The 21,280-nt window shown below is 62.8% G+C and carries 21 protein-coding genes; 9 read left to right on the forward strand and 12 right to left on the reverse strand.

Features of this window, described 5'->3' with window-relative positions; genetic code table 11:
- Nucleotides 1-102: 102 nt before the first annotated feature.
- A complete protein-coding gene (locus tag B9A31_RS06140) occupies nucleotides 103-1,590 on the reverse strand; it encodes an aldehyde dehydrogenase family protein (protein WP_025752805.1) in 1,488 nt (495 codons plus the stop codon).
- Between the two features lie 208 nt (nucleotides 1,591-1,798).
- Between B9A31_RS06140 and B9A31_RS06145 the strand changes: the two genes are divergently transcribed.
- From B9A31_RS06145 to feaR, 3 genes are all read left to right on the forward strand, one after another.
- Nucleotides 1,799-3,295 (forward strand): APC family permease, encoded by a 1,497-nt coding sequence (locus tag B9A31_RS06145; protein WP_019096834.1) that lies wholly within the window; start codon nucleotides 1,799-1,801, stop codon nucleotides 3,293-3,295.
- Nucleotides 3,276-3,848, forward strand: coding sequence for a DUF3156 family protein (locus B9A31_RS06150; protein WP_019096833.1), 573 nt, complete (start codon nucleotides 3,276-3,278; stop codon nucleotides 3,846-3,848). Before B9A31_RS06145 ends, B9A31_RS06150 begins: the two co-directional genes overlap by 20 nt.
- A gap of 113 nt (nucleotides 3,849-3,961) precedes the next feature.
- Nucleotides 3,962-4,906, forward strand: coding sequence for a transcriptional regulator FeaR (gene feaR / locus B9A31_RS06155; protein ID WP_025752803.1), 945 nt, complete (start codon nucleotides 3,962-3,964; stop codon nucleotides 4,904-4,906).
- A 30-nt stretch (nucleotides 4,907-4,936) separates the two neighbouring features.
- On the opposite strand, the gene B9A31_RS06160 is transcribed toward feaR, so the two are convergent.
- Nucleotides 4,937-6,235: an NAD(P)/FAD-dependent oxidoreductase gene (locus B9A31_RS06160; RefSeq protein WP_084296740.1), complete on the reverse strand. Its 1,299-nt coding sequence runs from the start codon at nucleotides 6,233-6,235 to the stop codon at nucleotides 4,937-4,939.
- A 154-nt stretch (nucleotides 6,236-6,389) separates the two neighbouring features.
- On the opposite strand from B9A31_RS06160, the gene hpaR (B9A31_RS06165) reads away from it, so the two are divergent.
- Entirely contained in the window at nucleotides 6,390-6,812 is a 423-nt protein-coding gene (gene hpaR / locus B9A31_RS06165) for a homoprotocatechuate degradation operon regulator HpaR (protein WP_019096830.1), read from the forward strand.
- Between the two features lie 11 nt (nucleotides 6,813-6,823).
- Here hpaR (B9A31_RS06165) and B9A31_RS06170 read toward each other — a convergent pair whose 3' ends face one another.
- A complete protein-coding gene (locus B9A31_RS06170; RefSeq protein ID WP_019096829.1) occupies nucleotides 6,824-7,414 on the reverse strand; it encodes a TetR/AcrR family transcriptional regulator in 591 nt (196 codons plus the stop codon).
- A 200-nt stretch (nucleotides 7,415-7,614) separates the two neighbouring features.
- Here B9A31_RS06170 and B9A31_RS06175 point away from each other — a divergent pair, with 200 nt between their 5' ends.
- Together B9A31_RS06175 and B9A31_RS06180 are read left to right on the forward strand one after the other, a co-directional pair.
- Nucleotides 7,615-8,784, forward strand: a complete 1,170-nt coding sequence (locus B9A31_RS06175; protein WP_019096828.1) for a p-hydroxyphenylacetate 3-hydroxylase oxygenase component — start codon at nucleotides 7,615-7,617, stop codon at nucleotides 8,782-8,784.
- Nucleotides 8,785-8,860: 76 nt separating this feature from the next.
- Entirely contained in the window at nucleotides 8,861-9,790 is a 930-nt protein-coding gene (locus B9A31_RS06180) for a p-hydroxyphenylacetate 3-hydroxylase reductase component (RefSeq protein WP_019096827.1), read from the forward strand.
- Between the two features lie 50 nt (nucleotides 9,791-9,840).
- Here B9A31_RS06180 and hpaI read toward each other — a convergent pair whose 3' ends face one another.
- The 8 genes from hpaI to B9A31_RS06220 form a co-directional block, all read right to left on the reverse strand.
- Nucleotides 9,841-10,644 carry a 4-hydroxy-2-oxoheptanedioate aldolase gene (hpaI, locus tag B9A31_RS06185; protein WP_019096826.1) on the reverse strand — a complete coding sequence of 268 codons (804 nt, stop codon included), beginning with the start codon at nucleotides 10,642-10,644 and terminating at the stop codon, nucleotides 9,841-9,843.
- 10 nt (nucleotides 10,645-10,654) lie between these two features.
- Nucleotides 10,655-11,458, reverse strand: coding sequence for a 2-oxo-hept-4-ene-1,7-dioate hydratase (gene hpaH / locus B9A31_RS06190; RefSeq protein WP_019096825.1), 804 nt, complete (start codon nucleotides 11,456-11,458; stop codon nucleotides 10,655-10,657).
- A 17-nt stretch (nucleotides 11,459-11,475) separates the two neighbouring features.
- Entirely contained in the window at nucleotides 11,476-12,783 is a 1,308-nt protein-coding gene (locus B9A31_RS06195; RefSeq protein ID WP_084296741.1) for an MFS transporter, read from the reverse strand.
- A gap of 55 nt (nucleotides 12,784-12,838) precedes the next feature.
- Nucleotides 12,839-13,243, reverse strand: a complete 405-nt coding sequence (locus B9A31_RS06200; protein WP_019096823.1) for a 5-carboxymethyl-2-hydroxymuconate Delta-isomerase — start codon at nucleotides 13,241-13,243, stop codon at nucleotides 12,839-12,841.
- A 61-nt stretch (nucleotides 13,244-13,304) separates the two neighbouring features.
- On the reverse strand, nucleotides 13,305-14,228 hold the full coding sequence (hpaD, locus tag B9A31_RS06205; RefSeq protein ID WP_019096822.1) for a 3,4-dihydroxyphenylacetate 2,3-dioxygenase: 924 nt from the start codon (nucleotides 14,226-14,228) through the stop codon (nucleotides 13,305-13,307).
- A gap of 60 nt (nucleotides 14,229-14,288) precedes the next feature.
- Nucleotides 14,289-15,749, reverse strand: coding sequence for a 5-carboxymethyl-2-hydroxymuconate semialdehyde dehydrogenase (hpaE, locus tag B9A31_RS06210; RefSeq protein WP_025752796.1), 1,461 nt, complete (start codon nucleotides 15,747-15,749; stop codon nucleotides 14,289-14,291).
- A gap of 5 nt (nucleotides 15,750-15,754) precedes the next feature.
- Nucleotides 15,755-16,519, reverse strand: a complete 765-nt coding sequence (locus B9A31_RS06215) for a fumarylacetoacetate hydrolase family protein (RefSeq protein WP_019096820.1) — start codon at nucleotides 16,517-16,519, stop codon at nucleotides 15,755-15,757.
- Nucleotides 16,520-16,529: 10 nt separating this feature from the next.
- Nucleotides 16,530-17,189 (reverse strand): fumarylacetoacetate hydrolase family protein, encoded by a 660-nt coding sequence (locus B9A31_RS06220; RefSeq protein WP_025752793.1) that lies wholly within the window; start codon nucleotides 17,187-17,189, stop codon nucleotides 16,530-16,532.
- 171 nt (nucleotides 17,190-17,360) lie between these two features.
- On the opposite strand from B9A31_RS06220, the gene hpaA reads away from it, so the two are divergent.
- Together hpaA and hpaR (B9A31_RS06230) are read left to right on the forward strand one after the other, a co-directional pair.
- Complete coding sequence (gene hpaA, locus B9A31_RS06225; RefSeq protein ID WP_025752791.1) at nucleotides 17,361-18,266, forward strand: 4-hydroxyphenylacetate catabolism regulatory protein HpaA; 906 nt, start codon at nucleotides 17,361-17,363, stop codon at nucleotides 18,264-18,266.
- Between the two features lie 155 nt (nucleotides 18,267-18,421).
- A complete protein-coding gene (hpaR, locus tag B9A31_RS06230; RefSeq protein WP_027615010.1) occupies nucleotides 18,422-18,844 on the forward strand; it encodes a homoprotocatechuate degradation operon regulator HpaR in 423 nt (140 codons plus the stop codon).
- 61 nt (nucleotides 18,845-18,905) lie between these two features.
- Here the strand turns inward: hpaR (B9A31_RS06230) and B9A31_RS06235 are convergent, their stop codons facing one another.
- A complete protein-coding gene (locus B9A31_RS06235) occupies nucleotides 18,906-19,994 on the reverse strand; it encodes an asparaginase (protein WP_019096817.1) in 1,089 nt (362 codons plus the stop codon).
- A 314-nt stretch (nucleotides 19,995-20,308) separates the two neighbouring features.
- On the opposite strand from B9A31_RS06235, the gene B9A31_RS06240 reads away from it, so the two are divergent.
- A complete protein-coding gene (locus tag B9A31_RS06240) occupies nucleotides 20,309-21,265 on the forward strand; it encodes a sugar ABC transporter substrate-binding protein (protein ID WP_019096816.1) in 957 nt (318 codons plus the stop codon).
- Nucleotides 21,266-21,280: the final 15 nt, after the last annotated feature.

Raw genomic sequence — 21,280 nt, forward strand, 5'->3', positions numbered from 1 at the left:
GGCCATCGCGGTTGGCGGCGATGGCCTATTAGGGCGTGTGCGGTGGGGCGGGGTCTTGTTCGTGGCTGCCAAGGCGCTTGCACGCCTTGGCCAAGGGATGGGTCAGTAGCGGATCATCACCGATTTGAGTTCGGTGAAGTCATCGATGAACGCCGAGCCGAACTCGCGGCCGATGCCGGATGCCTTGATGCCGCCAAACGGTACCGCCGGGTCGAGCAGGGTGTGCATGTTCACCCACAGGGTACCGGCCTGGATTTCCGGGATCATGCGCATGGCTTTGCCCAGGTCGTTGGTCCACAGGCTGGCGCTGAGGCCGTAGGGCGAGGCGTTCATCAGGTGCAGCAGTTCGTCTTCGTCGTCATAGGGCAAGAAGGTGGCTACCGGGCCGAAGGTTTCCTGGTTGAGCAGGGTGTCGCTGGCCGACCTGGCGAGGATCACCGTGGGGGCGACGAAGCAGCCGGGGCCGTCGCCCAGCTTGCCGCCATGGATAATCTGGCTACCCTCGGCGCGTGCGATGGCGAACAGTTCGGCCAGCTTCTGCTGGTGCGGTTTGTTGGCCACCGGGCCGAACTGGGTGGCTTCGTCCAGCGGCGAGCCGATTGTCAATTGGCCCAGGCGCTGGGACAGGGCGTCCAGCAGCGGGTCGATGCGCGAGCGGTGCACGTAGAAGCGCTCACCCGCAGCGCAGATTTGCCCCGAATGCAGGAAGCCGGCTTCGATGATGCCGTTCACAGCCTTGTCGGTTGCTACATCGGGCAAGAAGGCCACCGCGTTCTTGCCGCCCAGCTCCAGCGTCGCGCGGGTCAGCTTGGCGCCCATGGCGGCCTGGCCGACGGCGATACCAGTGGGCACGGAGCCGGTGAACGAGACCTTGTCGGTGCCCGCGTGCTCGATCAGCGCCTTGCCCACCAGGCCGCCACCGGTCAGCACGTTCAGCGCCCCGGCCGGCAGGCCAGCTTCTGTGGCCAGTTCGGCAATACGCAGCAACGTCAGCGGGGTGAACTCGCTGGGTTTGAGGATGATGCTGCAGCCGGTGGTGAGCGCCGAGGCCAGCTTCCAGATGGCGATCATGGTGGCGAAGTTCCACGGCACGATGCCCACCACCACGCCGATCGGTTCACGCAGGGTAAAGGCGCTGTAGCGTTCACCCGCAAACGAGGGCAGCGACGGGGTAATGGTTTGCCCGGTGATCTTGGTGGCCCAGCCGGCGTAGTAGCGCAGGAAGTGTGCAGCCTGCTCTACTTCGAAGGCGCGGGAGATGCCGATGAGCTTGCCGGACTGCAAGGTTTCCAGCTGCGCCAGTTCTTCGCGGTTGGCTTCCAACAGGTCGGCCAGTTTGAACAGTACGGCGGCGCGGGCGGCGGGGCTGGTGCGCGACCACGTTGTGAAGCCTTGGCGCGACGAGCTGACGGCGTGGTCGACATCGGCCTGGTTGGCGTCGGCGATGTGGGCGATGGTCTGGCCGTTGGCCGGGTTGACCACGGCAACTTGCGCGGACGACTGGCTGGCGAGGTGCTGACCGTGAATGAACACGCCATGCTCGCGGGCCAGGAATGCCGTGACGGCAGGAAGGAGGGTAATGTCGCTCATGCAAACTCCGGGGGCAGGAAGCCAAAGCCTGCAGCTTAGTGAGTAGGCGAGGGCGGTTCTTGTGCCAGCGTGACAGCGGCATGTCTGTGGCTGCCAGGGGCTGGCAGGCAGCAACAAACCCGGCGGCAGCCATTGGCAAGACGCCATGCCACCCGCAGCGCAGAGTAATCACTCGTTCAACGCCACAAAAACAAGCCGGGGCACAACGATGTCACTCAATAACAAGCTCACCGAGCACCTCAACCGCGGTACGGTCGGTTTCCCCACCGCACTGGCCAGCACTGTCGGGCTGATCATGGCCAGCCCGGTGATCCTCACCGCGACCATGGGCTTTGGCATCGGCGGCAGCGCCTTTGCCGTGGCCATGGTCATTGCCGCGCTGATGATGCTGGCGCAGTCCACCACCTTCGCCGAGGCCGCGTCGATCTTGCCGACTACTGGCTCGGTGTACGACTACATCAACTGCGGCCTGGGCCGCTTCTTCGCCATCACCGGCACGCTGTCGGCCTACCTGATCGTGCATGTGTTTGCCGGCACCGCCGAAACCATCCTCTCGGGCGTGATGGCGCTGGTGAACTTCGAACACCTCAACACCCTGGCAGAATCTGCCGGCGGATCGTGGCTGCTGGGGGTGTGCTTCGTGCTGGCGTTCGCGGTGCTCAATGCCTTTGGCGTCAGCGCCTTCAGCCGTGCAGAAGTGATCCTCACCTTCGGTATGTGGACCACCTTGATGGCGTTCGGTGTGCTGGGCCTGATCGTAGCACCGGCAGTGGAGCTGGACGGCCCGTTCGGCGTATCGCTGGTGGGCACCGACCTGATGACCATCCTGTCGCTGATCGGCATGGCCATGTTCATGTTCGTTGGCTGCGAGTTCGTCACGCCTCTGGCGCCCGAGCTGCGTCGTTCGGCCTGGGTGCTGCCGCGTGCAATGGCACTGGGGCTGTTCGGCGTGGCCAGCTGTATGTTCATCTACGGTGCGGCGATGAAGCGCCAGGTGGAAAACGTGCTGCTCGATGCCGCCAGCGGCGTCCATCTGCTGGACACGCCCATGGCCATCCCGCGCTTTGCCGAGCAGGTGATGGGTGATATCGGCCCGGTGTGGCTGGGCATTGGTTTCCTGTTTGCTGGCGCTGCGACCATCAACACGCTGATGGCCGGTGTGCCGCGCATTCTCTATGGCATGGCGGTTGACGGCGCGCTGCCCAAGGTATTCACCTACCTGCACCCGCGCTTCAAGACGCCGCTGCTGTGCATCCTGGTGGTGGCGCTGATCCCTTGCCTGCACGCATGGTACCTGGGCGGCAACCCGGACAACATCCTGCACCTGGTGCTGGCCGCCGTGTGTGCGTGGAGCACTGCCTACCTGTTGGTGACGCTGTCGGTGGTGATCCTGCGCATCCGTCGCCCGGACCTGCCGCGTGCCTACCGCTCGCCGCTGTTCCCGCTGCCGCAAATCGTCTCCAGCACGGGCATTCTGATCGGCATGGCGTTCATCACACCGCCAGGCATGAACCCCGCCGATGTCTATGTGCCGTTCGCCATCATGCTGGGTGCGACTGCGGCCTACGCATTGTTCTGGACGCTGTGCGTGCAGAAGGTCAACCCGTTCAAGCCGGCGCGGGTGGAGGATGTGCTTGAGAAGGAGTTCGCCGCCGAGCCTGGCCATGCCGTGGAGCACGTGGTGCATGATCAAAAGTTTGCGTAAGCAGCTGTTGGCGCCTCGGGCGCCTTCCGGCTACTGCCCAGGGGCGACGTTGGTGTGTCTGGCGCGCAACCTGGGGCAGCAGGGCATCGCGTCGGCCGGGGTGTTTCAAGACCCGGCTCAAGGCTGGCGGGCCGAGGTGCATGAACGTGTCGAGGCGCACTTGCTGATGCACATCGTCACTTGCGAGTTCCAGTTGCAGGTTGCTGCCCAGCAAGGGGGCGACGTGAGCCTTGAAGTGCGCCATGCCGGTGCGTTGCGGCGCACGGGCCTCACCTGTGTATACCGCAAGGGCGACCAGGCGCGCTTCACCCGGCTACGTGATGGCCTGCAACAGCATGAAGCATTGCTGGCGGCACTGATGCCGCTGGACTTCAAGCGCCTGACCCTGGCCTGCCACGAGGCCCAGTGGTTGCTGACGCTGGAGCACATGGGGGGTAGCGAAGTGGTCAACCGCATGCCTGCGTTTCGCCGCTATATTTCGATCAGCCCGCAGCAACGGGCGCATCTGATGGCCAGCCTGGCCAATTTCAGCACCTTGCTCCCTGCTCTTTGACGCCGCTTGGCATACGCCTTGCTGTGTCTACCGACAAATGATGACAGTTGTGCGCACATAGATAACATGTTAACAATGTGCGCATAACAACAAATCCTGCGTCGAGGGCAGCCATGCATACTCAACAATCCAACCGTCAGGGGCTGGAACGCTGGACCACGGCCATGCAGCAGATCTGCGGCCGCTTCGAGACGGAGCTTGCGTCCAATCACTCGCTGTTCATTGGCGAGGTTTCCACCTTTTCCCGCGCCGGCTTGCCGCTGGCCAACCTGCGCACCAACGCCGGCAACATCCGCCGGCTGGGCGAAAACCCCACCCTCGACGATGACCAGCATTGCTTTCTGGTGAGCCAGCGTGCGGGCCATTCGACCGTGTCCCAAGGCGGCATGCAGGTCAGCCTGGCGCCGGGCGAGTTGCTGCTGATGGATTCGGTCGGGCGTTGCGAGATCACCCCCAGCGGTTTGATCGAGCACGTCTCGTTGGCGCTGTCACGCGAGCAGGTGCGCAAGTACGTGCAGGGCAGTGGCCCGATGTTCGGCAAGATTTCCTCGACCAACGCCTGCGGGCGCATGTTGCATGTGTTGATGGACCAGCTGTGCAAGGACGGCAATGTGAGCGGTGATGGCGCCCAGGGTGACGCGCTGCAGACCGCCTTTGTCGCCCTGCTGGAGCCAGGCTTCGAGCGCCATGGCGAAACGCCGGGTAATCTTGGGGCCTTGAGCGGTGCCAACTTGCGCGGCTACGTGCAGCAGGTAATCGACGAGTCGCTGTCACAGCCTGGGCTTACTCCATCCAGCCTGGCCGGGCGCCTGAACATTTCGGTTCGCCACCTGTACCGGCTGTTCGAGGAGGAGGGCGATAGCGTATGCCGCTACATTCAGCGGGCACGGCTGAAGCGCAGCGCCGATGACCTGGCCAACCCGTTCTTCAAGGGCGAGTCGATTACCTCGATCGCCTACAAGTGGGGATTTACCGACTCGGCGCATTTCAGCCGTTCGTTCAAGAAGCAGTTCGAGCGCTCGCCCAAGGACTACCGGGCTCAGGTCACCGCCAGGTAATGCTTGACGAACGCCTCGCTGTTAAAAGGTTCAGCGACGGCCGTTGAAGTAGCCCGACAGCTGGTGCACGGTCTTGCCGGCGGTGAGCAGCAGCGGGCGGAAATGGTCCTTGCCGAAGATGCGCGCATGCTTGACCGAGCTGACCAGGTCATAGCGTTTCGATCCTTCCTGCATGCCCTCGGCGAGGACTTTGCAAATGATGTGGCTGGGCGTGACGCCAAAGCCCGAATAGCCTTGCACATAGAAGGCATTGGGCCGGTTGCTGAGGGTGCCGATCTGTGGGAACAGGTTGGCACTGGTGGCCATCGGGCCACCCCAGGCCAGGTCGATGCGCACGTCTTTCAGGTAGGGGAAAATCTTCAGCATCAGGGCGCGGTTCCAGGCCTTCAGGTCCCGCGGGAAGTGCTCGATAAAGGGCGTGGCGGCGCCAAACAGCAGCCGGTTTTCGCGGGTGACCCGGTAGTAGTCGATCACCGTGCGAATATCGCTGTAGGCTCCGCGAATTGGGCTGATGCGCTCGATCAGCTCGTCCGCCAATGGCTCGGTCATCATCTGGAAGGCATAGGTGTTGATGGTGCGTGCGTGCAGTTCTGGCTCCAGCTTGTTGAGGAAGCTGTCGCAGGCCCACAGCAGCTTGCTGGCGCGTACCGAGCCGCGGCCAGTGCGCACCTTGATACGCTCGCCGTAGGTCACTTCCAGAGCGGGGCTGTGTTCGAAGATGCGCGCACCATGGCCGACCAGTGCCTGTGCCTCGCCCAGCAGCAGGTTGAGTGAATGTACGTGGCCACCGCCCATATGCAGCAGGGCGCTGCTGTAGGCATTGCTGCCGATGATCTGGCGCACTTCACTGCCGCCAAGAAACCGGATGTCGTCGTGTGTGTTGATCGCCTTGAATGCCTTTTCCCATTGGCGCAGGGTCTGTTCCTGGCGGCGGTTGAAACCCATGTACCCGTAGCCGTGGCAGAAGTCGGCGTCGATGGCGTAGCGGGCGATGCGCGCCTTGATGATGCCGGCGCCCAGTTCGCTGATCTCGAAAATGTCTCTCACACCCTGGTCGCCGACACTGCTGCGGATCTTCTCCAGGTCGTGGCCTATGCCTGCCATGATCTGTCCGCCGTTGCGCCCGGTACCACCATAACCCAGGTAGCGGGCTTCGAGCACGACGACATTGGTCACGCCTTTTTCTGCCAGCTCCAGTGCGGTATTGATGCCAGAGAAGCCGCCACCGATCACCACGACATCGGCCTCGATGTCGCTTTCCAGCGTGGGGAAGCTCAGGTTGTACTTCTTGGTCGCCGAGTAGTAGGTGGGGCTTTCGAGGGTGATCATGTCGCAGCCTGCTGAATTGAAAGGGTGATAAGGCCGTTTCGAGAGGCGCCCGGGCGTTGCTGCAACGAAATGGGTAGAAACCATTCTATTAATGTATTAATGATTCTGCACTGGCATACTCGCCGGTTTGCTATTCTCAGCCCCACGAGCCCGCATGACCACACCAAGACCCTCCCTGACCCTGACCTTGCTGCAGGCGCGCGAAGCCACCATGGCGTTCTTCCGCCCGGCGTTGAATGCCCATGACCTGACCGAGCAGCAATGGCGGGTAATCCGTATCCTGCGCCAGCAAGGTGAGCTGGAAAGCCATCAGCTGGCCGAACTGGCGTGTATCCTCAAACCCAGCATGAGCGGGGTGCTCAAGCGTCTGGAGCGCGACGGCATCGTGGGGCGGCGCAAGTCGCCGGAAGATCAGCGCCGGGTGTTCATCAGCCTGACGGACGTTGGCCAGCAGGCATTCTTGGCGATGAGCGAGGAAATGGCGCGCAACTACGACAAGATCATCGCCCAGTTCGGCGAGGACAAGCTGCAGCAGTTGATGCAGCTGCTGGATGAAATGAGAAAGATAAAACCCTGACGCACCCGGCGTCAGGGGTTGAGCGACAGCGAATCTTCCAGCACTTTCAGCAGCGCTGCCGCGCGCCGTTCATAGGCGCCGGGGCCTGCGTACATCAGTTCCACATACAGGCTGTCGATGATGCCTTGGTAGGCATCGGCATACAGTGCCAGCCGGCTTTCTGCCCAGCCGTGGCGAACTTGCAGGGCCTGGCAGAACCCCGCACGTATGCCGTCCAGGTAGTGCTCGAAGCCCGATGTGACAACCGGCTTGATGCTTGCCGGGGGCAGGAACGCCGTGCGCAGCACAAAGCGCAGTTCGGCCGAGTCGCGATAACGGTCTGCCAGGTGCAAGGCCAGCCAGTGACCGGGTGCCAGGCCGTCGCGGGTTTCCTGGGCAAAGGCGTGCTCGACAAAGGCCGTTTCCTGCACCAGCGCCCGCTGGAACACTTCCAAGAACAAGGCATCCTTGTTGGCGAAGTGGGCATACAGGGAGGCCTTGCGCATGCCGGCCAGCTGGGCGATTTCGTTCAGCGAAGAGGCGTCGTAGCCGTACTCGGCAAAATGGCCGACGGCGGCATCGCACACACGCACCGCAGAAGGGGAAAGGTCTTTCAACTGCATCGCTCCGTCAGGGGCGCGGTGGCCCGCGCGCGTCTCGAGGGGGATTGTGGTGATCGAAAATGCACGGGTCAATGCTTGTCGCAGGGCAATTTGACAGCGCCATGGAAAGTGCAATGTTCCCCTCGGAACGTGCATTCCGCCGCCCAATCACGGCTCACATACTGATCGCGTCTTCGAATCCAATAAGAAAGAGACCGTTCATGAAAAAGCCAAACCCGCTGCTGGAAGACCTGAAGTCCATCCTGCCGACCATTGCCGCCAACGCCATGCGCGCAGAACAGGACCGCAGTGTGCCGGCAGAGAACATTGCCTTGCTGAAAAGCATCGGCATGCACCGCGCTTTCTTGCCCAAACTTTACGGTGGTATGGAAATCACCCTGCCGGAATTCGCCCAGTGCATCGCGTTGCTGGCCGGTGCGTGTGCCAGCACCGCCTGGGCCATGAGCCTGCTGTGCACCCACAGCCACCAGATGGCGATGTTCTCGCCCAAGCTGCAGCAAGAAGTGTGGGGCGCCGACCCAGATGCCACCGCCAGCAGCAGTATCGCGCCGTTCGGCCGTACCGAAGAGGTCGAGGGTGGGGTTTTGTTCAGCGGCGAGATGGGCTGGAGCTCCGGTTGCGATCACGCCGAATGGGCGATCCTCGGTTTCCGCCGCAAGAATGCCGAAGGCAGCCAGGACTACTGCTTCGCCATCCTGCCACGCAGCGACTATGAAATCCGTGATGACTGGTATGCCGTTGGCATGCGCGGCAGTGGCAGCAAGACCCTGATCGTGCGCGATGCCTTCGTGCCCGAGCATCGCATCCAGAAGGCCAAGGACATGATGGAGGGCAAGTCGGCAGGCTTTGGCTTGTACCCCGACAGCAAGATTTTCTTCGCCCCGTACCGCCCGTATTTCGCCAGTGGCTTCTCCACCGTCAGCCTGGGTGTTGCCGAGCGCATGCTGGAGGTGTTCCGCGAGAAAACCCGTAACCGCGTGCGGGCCTACACCGGTGCAGCGGTGGGCGCCGCCACCCCGGCGCTGATGCGCCTGGCCGAATCCACCCACCAGGTGGCCGCCGCCCGCGCGCTGCTGGAAAAGAGCTGGGACGAGATTGCCGAGTACAGCGCCCGCCATGAATACCCCACGCGGGGCACGCTGGCGTTCTGGCGCACCAACCAGGGCTATGCGGTGAAGATGTGCATCCAGGCTGTCGACCGGCTGATGGAAGCGGCGGGCGGTGGCGCCTGGTTCGAGAGCAACGAACTGCAGCGGCTGTTCCGCGATTCGCACATGACCGGCGCCCATGCCTACACCGACTACGACGTGTGTTCGCAAATCCTCGGCCGTGAGCTGATGGGCCTGGAGCCCGACCCGGCCATGGTCTGAGCCGCCAGCTTTTTAACCATCCCCATAAGCACAACAACAATCAGGGCAGGCTGCCAAGCCTGCCCGGGAGCTTTGCATGTCCAACGAAACCTTCGATTCACGTGCCTTCCGCCGCGCCCTGGGCAACTTCGCCACGGGCGTGACCGTGGTGACCGCCGCTGGCCCCAGTGGCCGCAAGGCCGGCGTCACTGCCAACAGTTTCAACTCGGTGTCGCTGGACCCGGCGCTGATCCTGTGGAGCATCGACAAGCGCTCGACCAGCCATGAGGTGTTCGAAGAAGCCTCGCACTTTGCCGTGAACATTCTGGCGGCTGACCAGATCGACCTTTCCAACAACTTCGCCCGGCCGAAGGAAGACCGCTTTGCCGGTATCGACTACGAAACGGGCGCAGGTGGTGCGCCGCTGTTTGCCGACTGTGCGGCACGCTTCGAGTGCGAAAAGTACCAGCAGCTGGACGGTGGCGATCACTGGATTCTGGTAGGCAAGGTGGTGGCCTTCGACGATTTCGGCCGCTCGCCGTTGCTGTACCACCAGGGCGCCTATTCCATGGTACTGCCGCATACCCGCATGACCCAGCGCGCAGAGGGGCAGGCACCGAGCAGCCACTTCCAGGGCCGCTTGCAGCACAACCTTTACTACCTGATGACCCAGGCATTGCGGGCGTACCAGGCTGACTATCAGCCACGCCAACTGTGCACCGGGCTGCGGACCAGTGAGGCGCGCATGTTGATGGTGCTGGAGAACGATGCGGGGCTGAGCCTGAACGACCTGCAACGGGAAGTGGCGATGCCGGCGCGGGAGATCGAGGAGGCGGTGGCCAACCTCAAGCGCAAAGGGCTGATTGCCGATGACGACGGGCGGGTACGGTTGTCAGTGAAGGGGGTGGACGAGACCGAGGCCTTGTGGACCATTGCCCGGGAGCAGCAGGACAAGGTGTTCGGACAGTTCAGTGAAGACCAGCTGGATACCTTCAAGACCGTGCTCAAGGCCCTCATCAATATCTGAACATCGTTGGGGATGGCACCGGCTGCGCCGGTGCCATCCTCCAGAGGGTCTTAGTAGACACCACCCCCAGTACTACCAGCCAGTGGCGTACCTTTGAACTTCCCCGCCAACTCGCGCAGCCCGCGCATCAGCACCGTGGTATCCACCCCCACCGCCACAAACGCCGCGCCCAGCTCGATGTAACGCCGTGCCAGCTTCTCGTCGGCACTTAGAATGCCTCCAGCCTTGCCCGCCTTGCCAATACGCACGATGGCGTCTTCGATCGCTGCCTGCACCTCAGGGTGCCCAGGATTGCCCCGGTGCCCCATGGCCGCACTCAGGTCCGCAGGCCCGATAAACACGCCATCCACACCTTCCACCGCAACGATCTCGTCCAGGTTGGCCAGGCCTTCCTTGTTCTCGATCTGCACCAGCAGGCACATCTGCTCGTCTGCCTGGTCCAGGTAACCGGGGATGCTGTTCCAGCGCGAAGCCCGCGCCAGTGCGCTACCCACCCCGCGAACGCCCTTGGGTGGGTAATGCATGGCCTTCACCAGTTGCTGCGCCTGCTCAGCGCTTTCCACCATCGGCACCAGCAAGGTCTGCGCGCCTATATCCAGCACTTGTTTGATCAGCGCGGTATCACCGATCACCGGGCGGATCACCGCTTGGCTGGGGTAGGGCGCCACCGCCTGCAACTGCGCCAGCATGCCGCGCAGGTCGTTGGGCGCGTGCTCGCCGTCGATCAGCAGCCAGTCGAAACCGGCATTGGCGGCCAGCTCGGCACAGTAGGCATCGGCCAGACCCAGCCACAGGCCGATCTGCGGCTCGCCGCTGCGCAGGCGTTGCTTGAAGTGATTGATGGGCATGTCCATGGGCAGGTCCTCAAACGAAGCGGCAGGCGATGGAGCCAAGCATGTCGTAGTCGACGTGGAAGGTGTCGCCAGGGCGTGCAGCGACCGGGCGGGTGAACGAGCCGCCCAGGATGATCTGGCCAGGTTGCAGGGTGACGTCGTACGCGGCCAGTTTGTTGGCCAGCCAGGCCACGCCCTTGGCCGGGTGATTGAGCACGGCGGCGCTGACCCCGGACTCCTCGATTACGCCGTTACGGTAAAGCACGGCTGGCACCTTGCGCAGGTCGATCTCGGTAGGGCGCACGGCGCGGCCCCCCATGACCACACCCGCGTTGGCCGCGTTGTCGGAAATGGTGTCGAACACCTTACGCGTGGCCTGGGTTTGCGGGTCGACCTGCTGGATGCGCGCGTCGATGATTTCCAGTGCCGGGATTACCCACTCGGTGGCATCCAGCACGTCGAACACGGTGACGTTGGGGCCTTTGAGTGGCTTGCCGAGGATGAACGCCAACTCCACCTCGACGCGCGGCACGATGAAGCGCTCGAAGGGGATGTCGCTGCCTTCGTCGAACAGCATGTCATCGAGCAGGGCACCGTAGTCGGGCTCGGTGATGTTCGACGACACCTGCATGGCGCGGGAGGTCAGGCCGATCTTGTGGCCTACCAGCTTGCGGCCGGCGGCGATCTTTTTCGCCACCCAGGCGCGCTGGATGGCGTACGCGTCTTCGATGGTAATGGCCGGTTGATCCAGCGAGAACTGGCGCACTTGCTCGCGGCTGCGTTCGGCCCGGTCGAGGCGTTCGGCGGCGTGCTGGATAAAAGCGTTGTCTAGCATGGGGGAGGTCTCTTGATTCAAGGGTTGACGATGGCGGCCCGGGTGCGCAGCACCAGCAGGCCACCCAGGGCGATGAACATGGCCAGTACGTACAGGGCCAGGCTGGCGCTGTGGGTGGTGTCACGTACCCAGCCGATGAAGTAAGGCGTGAAGAACGAGGCAATGCTGCCCAGCGAGCTGATCAGGGCAATGCCGGCAGCCTGGGTGCGTGAATTGAGAAATGCCGGTGGCAGTTGCCAGAACATCGGCAGTGCGGCGCTGGCGCCCATGCCGGCCAGCACCAGGCCGGCCATCACCGGCAGCGCCTGCTCGGGGGCAATCGCAGCAATGGCGATACCCGTGGCTGCCATCAGCAGCGGTACACACAGGTGCCAGCGGCGTTCACGCAGGCGGTCGCTGGAGCGGCCGCAGGCCAGCATGAACACGCAGCCGGCCAGGTATGGCACGGCGCTGAGCAGGCCGACGTTGGCATCGCTGCCCACCCCGGCACTGTGAATCAGGCTGGGCATCCAGAACGCCAGGGTGTTGACCGCCAGCATCACCGCGCAATACACCGCCACCAGCAGCCACAGGGCCCGGCTGGCGAAAATGGCGCTGAACGAGGTGACCGGCTTGCGGTGTTCTTCCTCGCCAAACTGAGCGCGCAGCGTGGCTTTCTGCTGATCGTTCAGCCAGCGTACTTTTTCGAAATGCTCCGGTAGCACAGCCAGCACCACCAGGCCCAGCAGTACCACCGGCGCGCCTTCGAGCAGGAACATCCATTGCCAGCCACGCAGGCCGGCGGTGTCATGCATGAAGGCCAGGATAGCCCCGGACACCGGCCCGCCAACCACCCCGGCCAAAGGCACGGCAATGGCGAACAGCGCGGTTATCTGGGCACGGCGCCCGGCCGGGTACCAGCGGTTGAGGTACACCAGAATGCCTGGGAAGAACCCGGCCTCGGCCGCGCCCAATGCAAAGCGCAGCATGTAGAACGCTCTGCTGCTCTCGATCAGCAGCATGCTGGTGGACAACAGCCCCCATACCACCATCAGGCAGGCGATCCAGCGGCGCGGGCCGACGCGGTCCAGCATCAGGTTGCTGGGTACGCCGAACAGCGCATAGGCAATGAAGAACAGCCCGGCGCCCAGGCCGTAGACCGTGTCGGACAAGTGCAGGTCCTGGCTCATCTGCATCTTGGCGAAGCCGATGTTGATGCGGTCCAGGTGGGCGAACAGGTAACACACCAGCAGCAACGGCATCAGCCGCCAGGTGACTGCCCGATGGGTACTCTCGGCCCGTTCAACGTGTGCCTCGCGCGGCGAGGCGTGTTCGAGTGTGCTCATGTTTTTGTACTTGTTCTGTAATGAGTCAGGGAGGGCGTGGTTTTGAACCGGCGCGCTAGCGGTTGAACAGTGGGTGCAAGGTGCTGTGCTTGGCGTCGTAGACCTGGGCGGTGCTGTGGTCGATCTGCACGGTGATGCCGATCGGGCGCTGTTGCAGCAGTGGGTCCAGGCGGGCTTTCAACACCGCCAGCAGGTTGTCGCCTACTGCCTTGTGCACCTCGGTGCTGCGGCCGGTGGCCATGCGCAGGTTGGCGTACAGGAACCCGTAATCGCCCTTGCCGTCAGCCACCGCGCAATGGGTGGCGGGGTAGGCCAGCACGCGGGTGCCGCCGGTGGGGAACACCGCTTTGCCCTCGGCATCGCGCTGTTCCAGCATGGTGTCGGCCAGGGCACGGCACAGGCCGGGGATGTCGGCGTCGGTTTCCAGGTCGGGGGTGTAGAGCAGAACCAGGTGTGGCATGGGCGCTTCCTCGGTGAGGCGCGGCTGGCCATCCGTGGGCGGCCAGCCACAGACAGGTGAGTTACAAGCGGCTGGTCGACACCACCGCAGCCGGGTTGGCAGCCTGCGCCGCCGGGATGGACTTTCCATCCTGCGGGGTGACCGGGAAAATCGCGTTGATCTGCCCGGTGCCGGACGAGCCGAAGTAGGGCGTCACCACTTCGGCCTTGCCGTCGTAGTTGGACCAGCCCAGCGCACCCAGCAGCATGGCCGTATCGTGCATGAAACCTTCGCCGTGGCCCTTGGCGGCATACTCCGGCAGCATCCCGCAGAAGGCATCCCACTCGCCGTCCTGCCACATTTGCACCACGCGGTGGTCGAGGGTTTCCAGGAACGGGCTCCACACCTTGGTGGCGAAGTCCGGCGCCTGGCCGTTCTGCGCGAAGCGGTGCGACAGCGAACCGCTGGCCAGGAACGCCACGGTGCCGTCGTAATGGTCTTCTACTGCCTTGCGCATGGCCCAGCCCAGGCGGGCGCTGTCGGCCAGGTAGTGCGAGGTGCACAGTGCCGAAACCGAAACCACCTTGAAGTGCTGGTCCTGGTTCATGTAGCGCATCGGCACCAAGGTGCCGTATTCCGGGGCGAGGGTGGTGGCGTGGTGGGCCATGGTCTCGACATTGAAGCGGTTGCATTCCTCGGCCAGCAATTTGCCCAGCTCGGGGTTGCCGGGAAAGGCGTAGGGCATGTTGCTGATGAAGTGCGGCAGTTCGTTGCTGGTGTACACGCCCTCGAAGTGCGGGCCGCAAAGCACGTGGTAGTTGGCGTTGACCAGCCAGTGGGTGTCGAACACGACGATGGTGTCCACGCCTAGCTCGCGGCAGCGGCGGCTGATTTCGTAATGCCCGTCGATGGCTGCCTGGCGAAAGCCCTGGCGTGGGCCTGGCAGTTCGGACATGTACATGGAGGGGACATGTGTAATCTTGGCGGCGAGTGCCAGCTTGCCCATGGTTTGACTCCTTATTCTTGTGAGGCCGCCGGGCCGCAGGCTGGCCCGGTGGCAAGTGGGTCACACGCCCCAGCGCGGGATGTGGTGGCTACCCATGGAAATACACACGTTCTTTATCTCTGCAAAGACCTCGAAACTGTACTGCCCACCTTCGCGCCCGGTACCGGAGCCTTTCACGCCGCCGAACGGCTGGCGCAGGTCGCGCACGTTCTGGCTGTTGATGAACACCATGCCGGCTTCGATGCCGCGTGCCAGGCGGTGGGCCTTGCCGATGTCCTGGGTCCAGATGTACGAGGCCAGGCCGTACTCGGTGTCGTTGGCCAAGTGCAGCGCTTCGGCTTCGTCCTTGAACGGGATCAGGCACACCACCGGGCCAAAGATTTCTTCCTGGGCAATGCGCATCTTGTTGTTCACGTCGGCGAACACGGTGGGCTGGATGAACTGCCCTTTGGCCAGGTGCGCCGGCAGGTTGGCCGGGCGCTCCAGGCCACCGGCGACAAGGCGTGCACCTTCTTCGATGCCGATGCGAATGTAGCCGGTGACCTTGTCGTAATGCTGCTGGGTAATCATCGAGCCGACCTGGGTTTTCGGGTCGGTCGGGTCACCCACGATCAGGCGCTTGGCGCGGGCGGCGAACTCGGCAACGAACTGCGGGTACACGCTTTCCTGGATGAAGATACGGCTGCCGGCGGTGCAGCGTTCGCCGTTCAGCGAGAAGATGGTGAACAGTGCGGCGTCCAGTGCGCGTTCCAGGTCGGCGTCTTCGAAAATCAGCACCGGTGACTTGCCGCCCAGTTCCATCGAGTACTTTTTAAGGCCAGCGGTCTGCATGATCTTGCGACCGGTAGCGGTGCCGCCAGTGAAGGAAATGGCGCGCACATCCGGGTGGCGGACCAGCGCGTCGCCGGCGGTAGCGCCATAACCCTGGATCACGTTCAACACGCCGTTGGGGATGCCGGCTTCAACCGCCAGGCGGCCCAGTTCGTTGGCGGTCAGCGGCGACAGTTCGCTCATCTTCAATACCGCCGTGTTGCCCAGTGCCAGGCACGGCGCGGTCTTCCAGGTGGCGGTCATGAACGGCACGTTCCACGGGCTCACCAGGCCACACACACCCACTGGCTGGTACAGCGTGTAGTTGAGCATCTGGTCGTCGACCGGGTAGGTGTGGCCGTCCATGCGTGTGCACACTTCGGCAAAGAAGTCGAAGTTGTGCGAAGCACGCGGGATCAGCACATTCTTGGTCTGGTGGATCGGCAGGCCGGTGTCGAGGGTTTCCAGCTCGGCCAGTTTCGGCACGTTCTGGTCGATCAGCTCACCCAGCTTGCGCATCAGGCGCGCACGTTCCTTCGCCGGGGTGTTGGCCCACTTGGGGAAGGCTTCCTTGGCTGCAGCCACCGCTTGGGCCACTTCTTCGGCGCCGCCGCTGGCAACTTCGCCAATGGCATCGCCGGTGGCCGGGTTGTAGTTGACGAAGGTGTCTTTGCTCTCGACCTCACGGCCGTTGATCCAGTGCTTGATCATGCTGCTCATGCCTTGTTGTTCTTGAAGAAGTCAGCTTCGCTGACGATACGGTTGACCAGGCGACCGACGCCTTCCACTTCCACCACCACTTCGTCTCCCGGCACCACGTCGGCCAGGCCTTCCGGCGTGCCGGTGGCGATCATGTCGCCCGGTTGCAGGGTCATGAAGCTGGAGAAGTATTCGATGAGGTGCGGGATGTCGAAGATCATGTCTGCGGTGGTGCCTTCCTGCTTCAGCTCACCATTGATCCAGGTGCGCAGCTTCAGGTTGCTCACGTCCGGCACATCGGCGGCATCGACGATCCACGGGCCGACTGGGGTGGTGGCGTCGCGGTTCTTCACCCGCAGGTTGGGGCGGTAGTAGTTTTCCAGGTAGTCGCGGATGGCGTAGTCGTTGCACACGGTGTAACCGGCTACGTAGTCCAGGGCGTTATCACGCTTGACGTTTTTCGCCGCCTTGCCAATGACCGCGACCAGCTCGCACTCGTAGTGCATGTACTCGACATTGTCCGGGCGCCAGGTGACCTGGTTGTGGCCGGTGTAGGTGCCCGGCGACTTGATGAAGGCCAGGGGTTCGGTGGGCGGAGCGAAGGCCAGCTCCTTGGCGTGGTCGGCGTAGTTCAGGCCCAGGGCGAACATGCTGCCGGTGGCGGGCGGCAGCCAGGTGACCTGGTCTTGATGGACCAGGCGGCCGTCGGTCAGGCGCAGGTGATCGCCTTCGACAGTAACGTCATGAACCTGGCCGTCGAACTGGATACGGGCGTGTTTCACAGGTAATTCCTCACTCGGCGACGATGTAGTTGGTCAGCTTGCCCAGGCCGTCGATCTCGATATCGACGCGGTCGCCTGGCTGTACATCGACGCGGCCCTCGGGGGTACCGGTGATCAGGATGTCGCCGGCGTGCAGGGTCATGAACTCGCTGATTTCGGCAATCAGCTGGGCCACCGTGCGCACGCAGTTGGCGGTGTTGTTGTGCTGGCGCAGTTCACCATTCACAAACAGGCGCAGGCCCAGGGCATCGGGGTTGGCCACCTGGCTGGCCGGTACCAGTTTGGGGCCGAAGGGGCAGAAGCCGTCCCGGCACTTGGCCTTGACGGCCGGGCGGTAGTAGCTGTCTTCGGGCAGGCTGACTTCGTTGACGATGGTGTAGCCCGCCACATGTTTCAGGGCATCGGCCACGCTGAGGCGGCTGGCGTCCTTGCCAATCACCACGCCCAGCGCCGGGCCAGGTTGCAGGCGCTGCACGCCGGCCGGGAATACGACCTGGCCTTCGTGCTGGTTGCGGGTGTTCGGGGTTTTCACGAACAGCACCGGCTTGACCGGCAACTGCTTGTACGGTGCTTCGACGAACGCCGCGTGGTGCTGCTGCAGCAAACCCTGGTAGTTCAGCGCGACGCCGAACAGAGTGCCGCTGGCAACGTCATGCAGGGCATGGCTCATGCTCTTCTCCTGGCAGTGCAGGGCGGTGGCCGTCCTGCGGATTTTGTTAATGTGTTAATGTTATAGTTAATATGTTAACGATGGTCAAGGGGTGGCCAGTGGCGCCTGCCGACAAGGCGGTGCACCATGGGCCATCGTCAACAGGGTCAAGCGATTTGCGAGCAAGCAGCCATGAGCGACCGGCATCCGATACCGAATATCAACATCGGCCAGGTCTACGACCAGCGCTACAGCGATAGCGAGGTGCATTACGACCGGCTGGGCAACCTGGCGGGCTTTTTCGGGCGCAACATGCCGGTGCACCGGCATGACCGGTTTTTTCAGGTGCATTACGTGAAGTCGGGCACGGTGCGCGTGTATCTGGATGACCAGCAGTACATCGAATCGGGGCCGATGTTTTTTCTCACGCCGCCGACCGTGGCCCATGCTTTCGTCACCGAGGCGGACAGCGACGGGCATGTGCTGACCGTGCGCCAGCAACTGGTGTGGCAACTGATTGAAGCCGATGCCAGCCTGCTGCCGGCAGGCATGCAGGTGCAGCCGGCCTGTGTGGCGCTGGGTAATTTGCCGACCGAATACCAAGCCGAGGCGCAGCGCCTGCAAGGTTGGCTGGAAGCGTTGAGCGACGAATTTGCCACGCAACAGCCGGGGCGCGAGGCGGCAATGCAGTCGCTGACGCGGTTGATCATGATCAGCCTGTTGCGCTTGTGCCCCAACTCGCTGGAGTCGACCCCGGCCCGGCATGAAGACCTGAAGATCTTCCACCGTTTCAATGCACTGATCGAAGCGCATTACCTGGAGCACTGGCCGCTGGCCCGCTACGCGCAGCAAATTGGCGTGACCGAGGCGCGGCTGAACGACGTGTGCCGACGCATCGCCGACCTGCCGTCCAAGCGCCTGGTACTGGAGCGGCTGATGCAGGAAGCCAAGCGCCTGTTGTTGTTCTCTGGCAGCACGGCCAACGAAATCTGCTACCAGCTCGGCTTCAAAGACCCGGCCTATTTCAGCCGTTTCTTTAACCGCTATGCCAAGCTCACCCCCGGGGAGTACCGCCAGCGGCAGGCGGGCTTGCAGTGAAGGGGCCATGGCAGCGTACCCGGGATGTGTTGTTGTTTGCAGCGGATGGTCGCAGCACGCGCGCCAGGCTTGAATGGGTTTTCCGTGGAACAGATTGCACTTTCCATCGTGCATGCCCTTAAATTCGTGAACAGAGAAAAACCACAGGCTTGACCATGACCAAGACGCAACCTTCGCTCACGCTGAGCCTTCTGCAGGCCCGGGAAGCCGCAATGGCATTTTTCAGGCCGTTGTTGAACGAGCACGACCTGACCGAGCAACAATGGCGGGTGATCCGCATCCTCAAGCAGCATAGTGAGCTGGAGAATTACCAACTGGCAGAGCTGGCCTGCATCCTCAAACCGAGCATGACCGGGGTGCTGGGGCGGCTGGAGCGCGACGGGCTGGTGCGGCGGCAGAAGGCCGCGCAGGACCAGCGACGTGTTTTCGTGACGCTGACCGAGCGCGGGGAGGCGTGCTTTGCCTCGATGAAGGAGGGGATGGAAGCCAATTACCAGAAGATTCAGGCGCAGTTTGGCGAAGAGAAACTGCAGCAGCTGATGGGGTTGTTGAATGACCTGAAACGCATCGCGCCCTGAGCCCTCCCAAGGCAGCGTAATACCCCCCAGAGCCGGCGAACCGGCCCTGAGGGCGGAACGATCAATACTCCCAGAAGATCCGCTGCAGCTCTTTGCTGTCCTGGGTCTTGGTCATCGCCACCATCGCCAGAATCCGCGCTTTTTGCGGGTTCAGGTCATGGGCCACGACCCAGTCGTTCTTGTCATCCGGCTGTTCGGCGTTGCGCAGCACGAAACCACCCTGGTTGACGTGCGACGAGCGGATGATCTGCACGCCATTCTTGCGCAGCTCCTGCAGCGCCGGCACTACGCGCGACGATACCGAGCCGTTGCCGGTACCGGCATGGATCAGTGCCTTGGCACCGTTTTGCGCCAGCGCCTTGTAGGCCGTGTCGGTCACGTTGCCATAGCCATAGGCGATGTCTACCTGCGGCAGGCTGCTGATCTGCTTGATGTCGAACTCGGAATTGACCGTATGGCGCTTGGCCGGCAGGCGGAACCAGTACGACTTGCCTTCCACTACCATGCCCATCGGGCCCCAGGCGCTCTTGAAGGCTTCGGTCTTGATGTTGACTGACTTGCTCACGTCACGGCCGGACTGGATTTCGTCGTTCATGGTCACCAGCACGCCCTTGCCGCGCGATTGCTTGTCGCTGGCCACGGCCACGGCGTTGTACAGGTTGAGCATGCCGTCGGCAGACATGGCCGTGCCCGGGCGCATCGAGCCGACTACCACGATCGGCTTGTCGGTCTTTTCCACCAGGTTGAGGAAGTAGGCGGTTTCTTCGAGAGTGTCGGTGCCGTGGGTGATGACGATGCCGTCGACGTCTTTGCTTTCGGCCAGTTCGGCAACGCGCTTGCCCAGCTTCAGCAGGTCTTCGTTGGTGATGCTCTCGGATGCAATCTGCATCACTTGCTCGCCGCGTACGTTGGCCAGGTCGGCCAATTCAGGCACGCCGGCAATCAGCTTGTCGACGCCCAGCTTGGCGGCCTGGTAGGTGGCACTGTTGGCGGCACTGGCGCCAGCGCCGGCAATGGTGCCGCCGGTGGCGAGGATAACCACGTTGGCCAGCTTCTGCTGGGTTTCGGCTTCTTTGGCCGAGGCGGTGGCGGGCAGGATCAGCAGCAGGGCGAGGGCGCTGGGGGCGAAGGTTTTGAGTACAGCATTCATCGTTATTGTTCTCTCTCTTCCTAGTGAGATTTTTTGTATGTCGCACAGGACTCAAGGCATGTTTCATACCAGCTTGTGCGAATGAGTGATGGCGCGGCCTTGTGCCGCGAACGGTGACAGTATTCCATTCGAAATTCCGAACAGGCGTAGGAAAAGGTGTTCGGTTTTCCGGAAAAATTCTGGATAATCGGCACCAGGAGCATTCAGCCCACCGAACGCCAAACGGATTTGACAAACCCCGGTCTTGTTTCCATAGTTAGGCAGCGCAAACGTTTGCGATCCGATAAAAAACACAAGATTCGGAGTCATCGTCCATGAAACTGCCGTTCCCCGGTCGTCTGCTGGCCCTCGCTGTCGTTTCTACCTTGTCCCTCGCCCTGCCGTTTTCCGCCGCCCACGCCGAAGACAAGCCCAAGGTCGCCCTGGTGATGAAGTCACTGGCCAACGAATTCTTCCGCACCATGGAGGACGGCGCCAAGGACTACCAGAAAGCGCATGCCAACGAATTCGACCTGATCGCCAACGGCATCAAGAACGAGACCGACACCGGCGAGCAGATCCGCATCGTCGAGCAAATGGTCAATGCCGGCGCCAAGGCGCTGGTGATCGCCCCGGCGGATTCCAAGGCACTGGTCTCCGCAGTGAAAAAGGCCATGGACCAGGGCGTGGTGGTGATCAATATCGACAACCGCCTGGACCCCGAACTGCTCAAGAGCAAAGGCATCAGCGTGCCCTTCGTTGGCCCCGATAACCGCAAGGGCGCGCGCCTGGTCGGCGACTACCTGGCCAACGAGAAACTCAAGGCCGGTGACCAGGTCGGCATCATCGAAGGCGTGCCGACCACCACCAATGCCCAGCAGCGCACCGCCGGCTTCAAGGACGCCATGGACGCCGCACAGATGAAGATCGTCTCGGTGCAGAGCGGCAACTGGGAGATCGACAAGGGCAACGCCGTCGCTGCCTCCATGCTCAACGAATACCCCGACCTGAAAGCCCTGCTGGCCGGCAACGACAGCATGGCCCTGGGCGCGGTGTCGGCCGTGCGCGCTGCCGGCAAGACTGGCCAAGTGCAAGTGGTGGGCTACGACAACATCAACGCCATCAAACCCATGCTCAAGGATGGCCGCGTGCTCGCCACCCTCGATCAGGCGGCCAGCCAGCAGGCGGTGTACGGCATTCAGGCGGCGTTGAAAATGGTCAAGGGCGAGAAGCCGGACGTGGATGCCGACAACGTCATCCAGACCCCGGTCCAACTCATCACCAAGCCCTGATTGCTGGCAGGAGAA

It is taken from the genome of Pseudomonas sp. URIL14HWK12:I5 (assembly GCF_900176445.1).
In the GTDB taxonomy this organism is placed as follows: domain Bacteria; phylum Pseudomonadota; class Gammaproteobacteria; order Pseudomonadales; family Pseudomonadaceae; genus Aquipseudomonas; species Aquipseudomonas monteilii.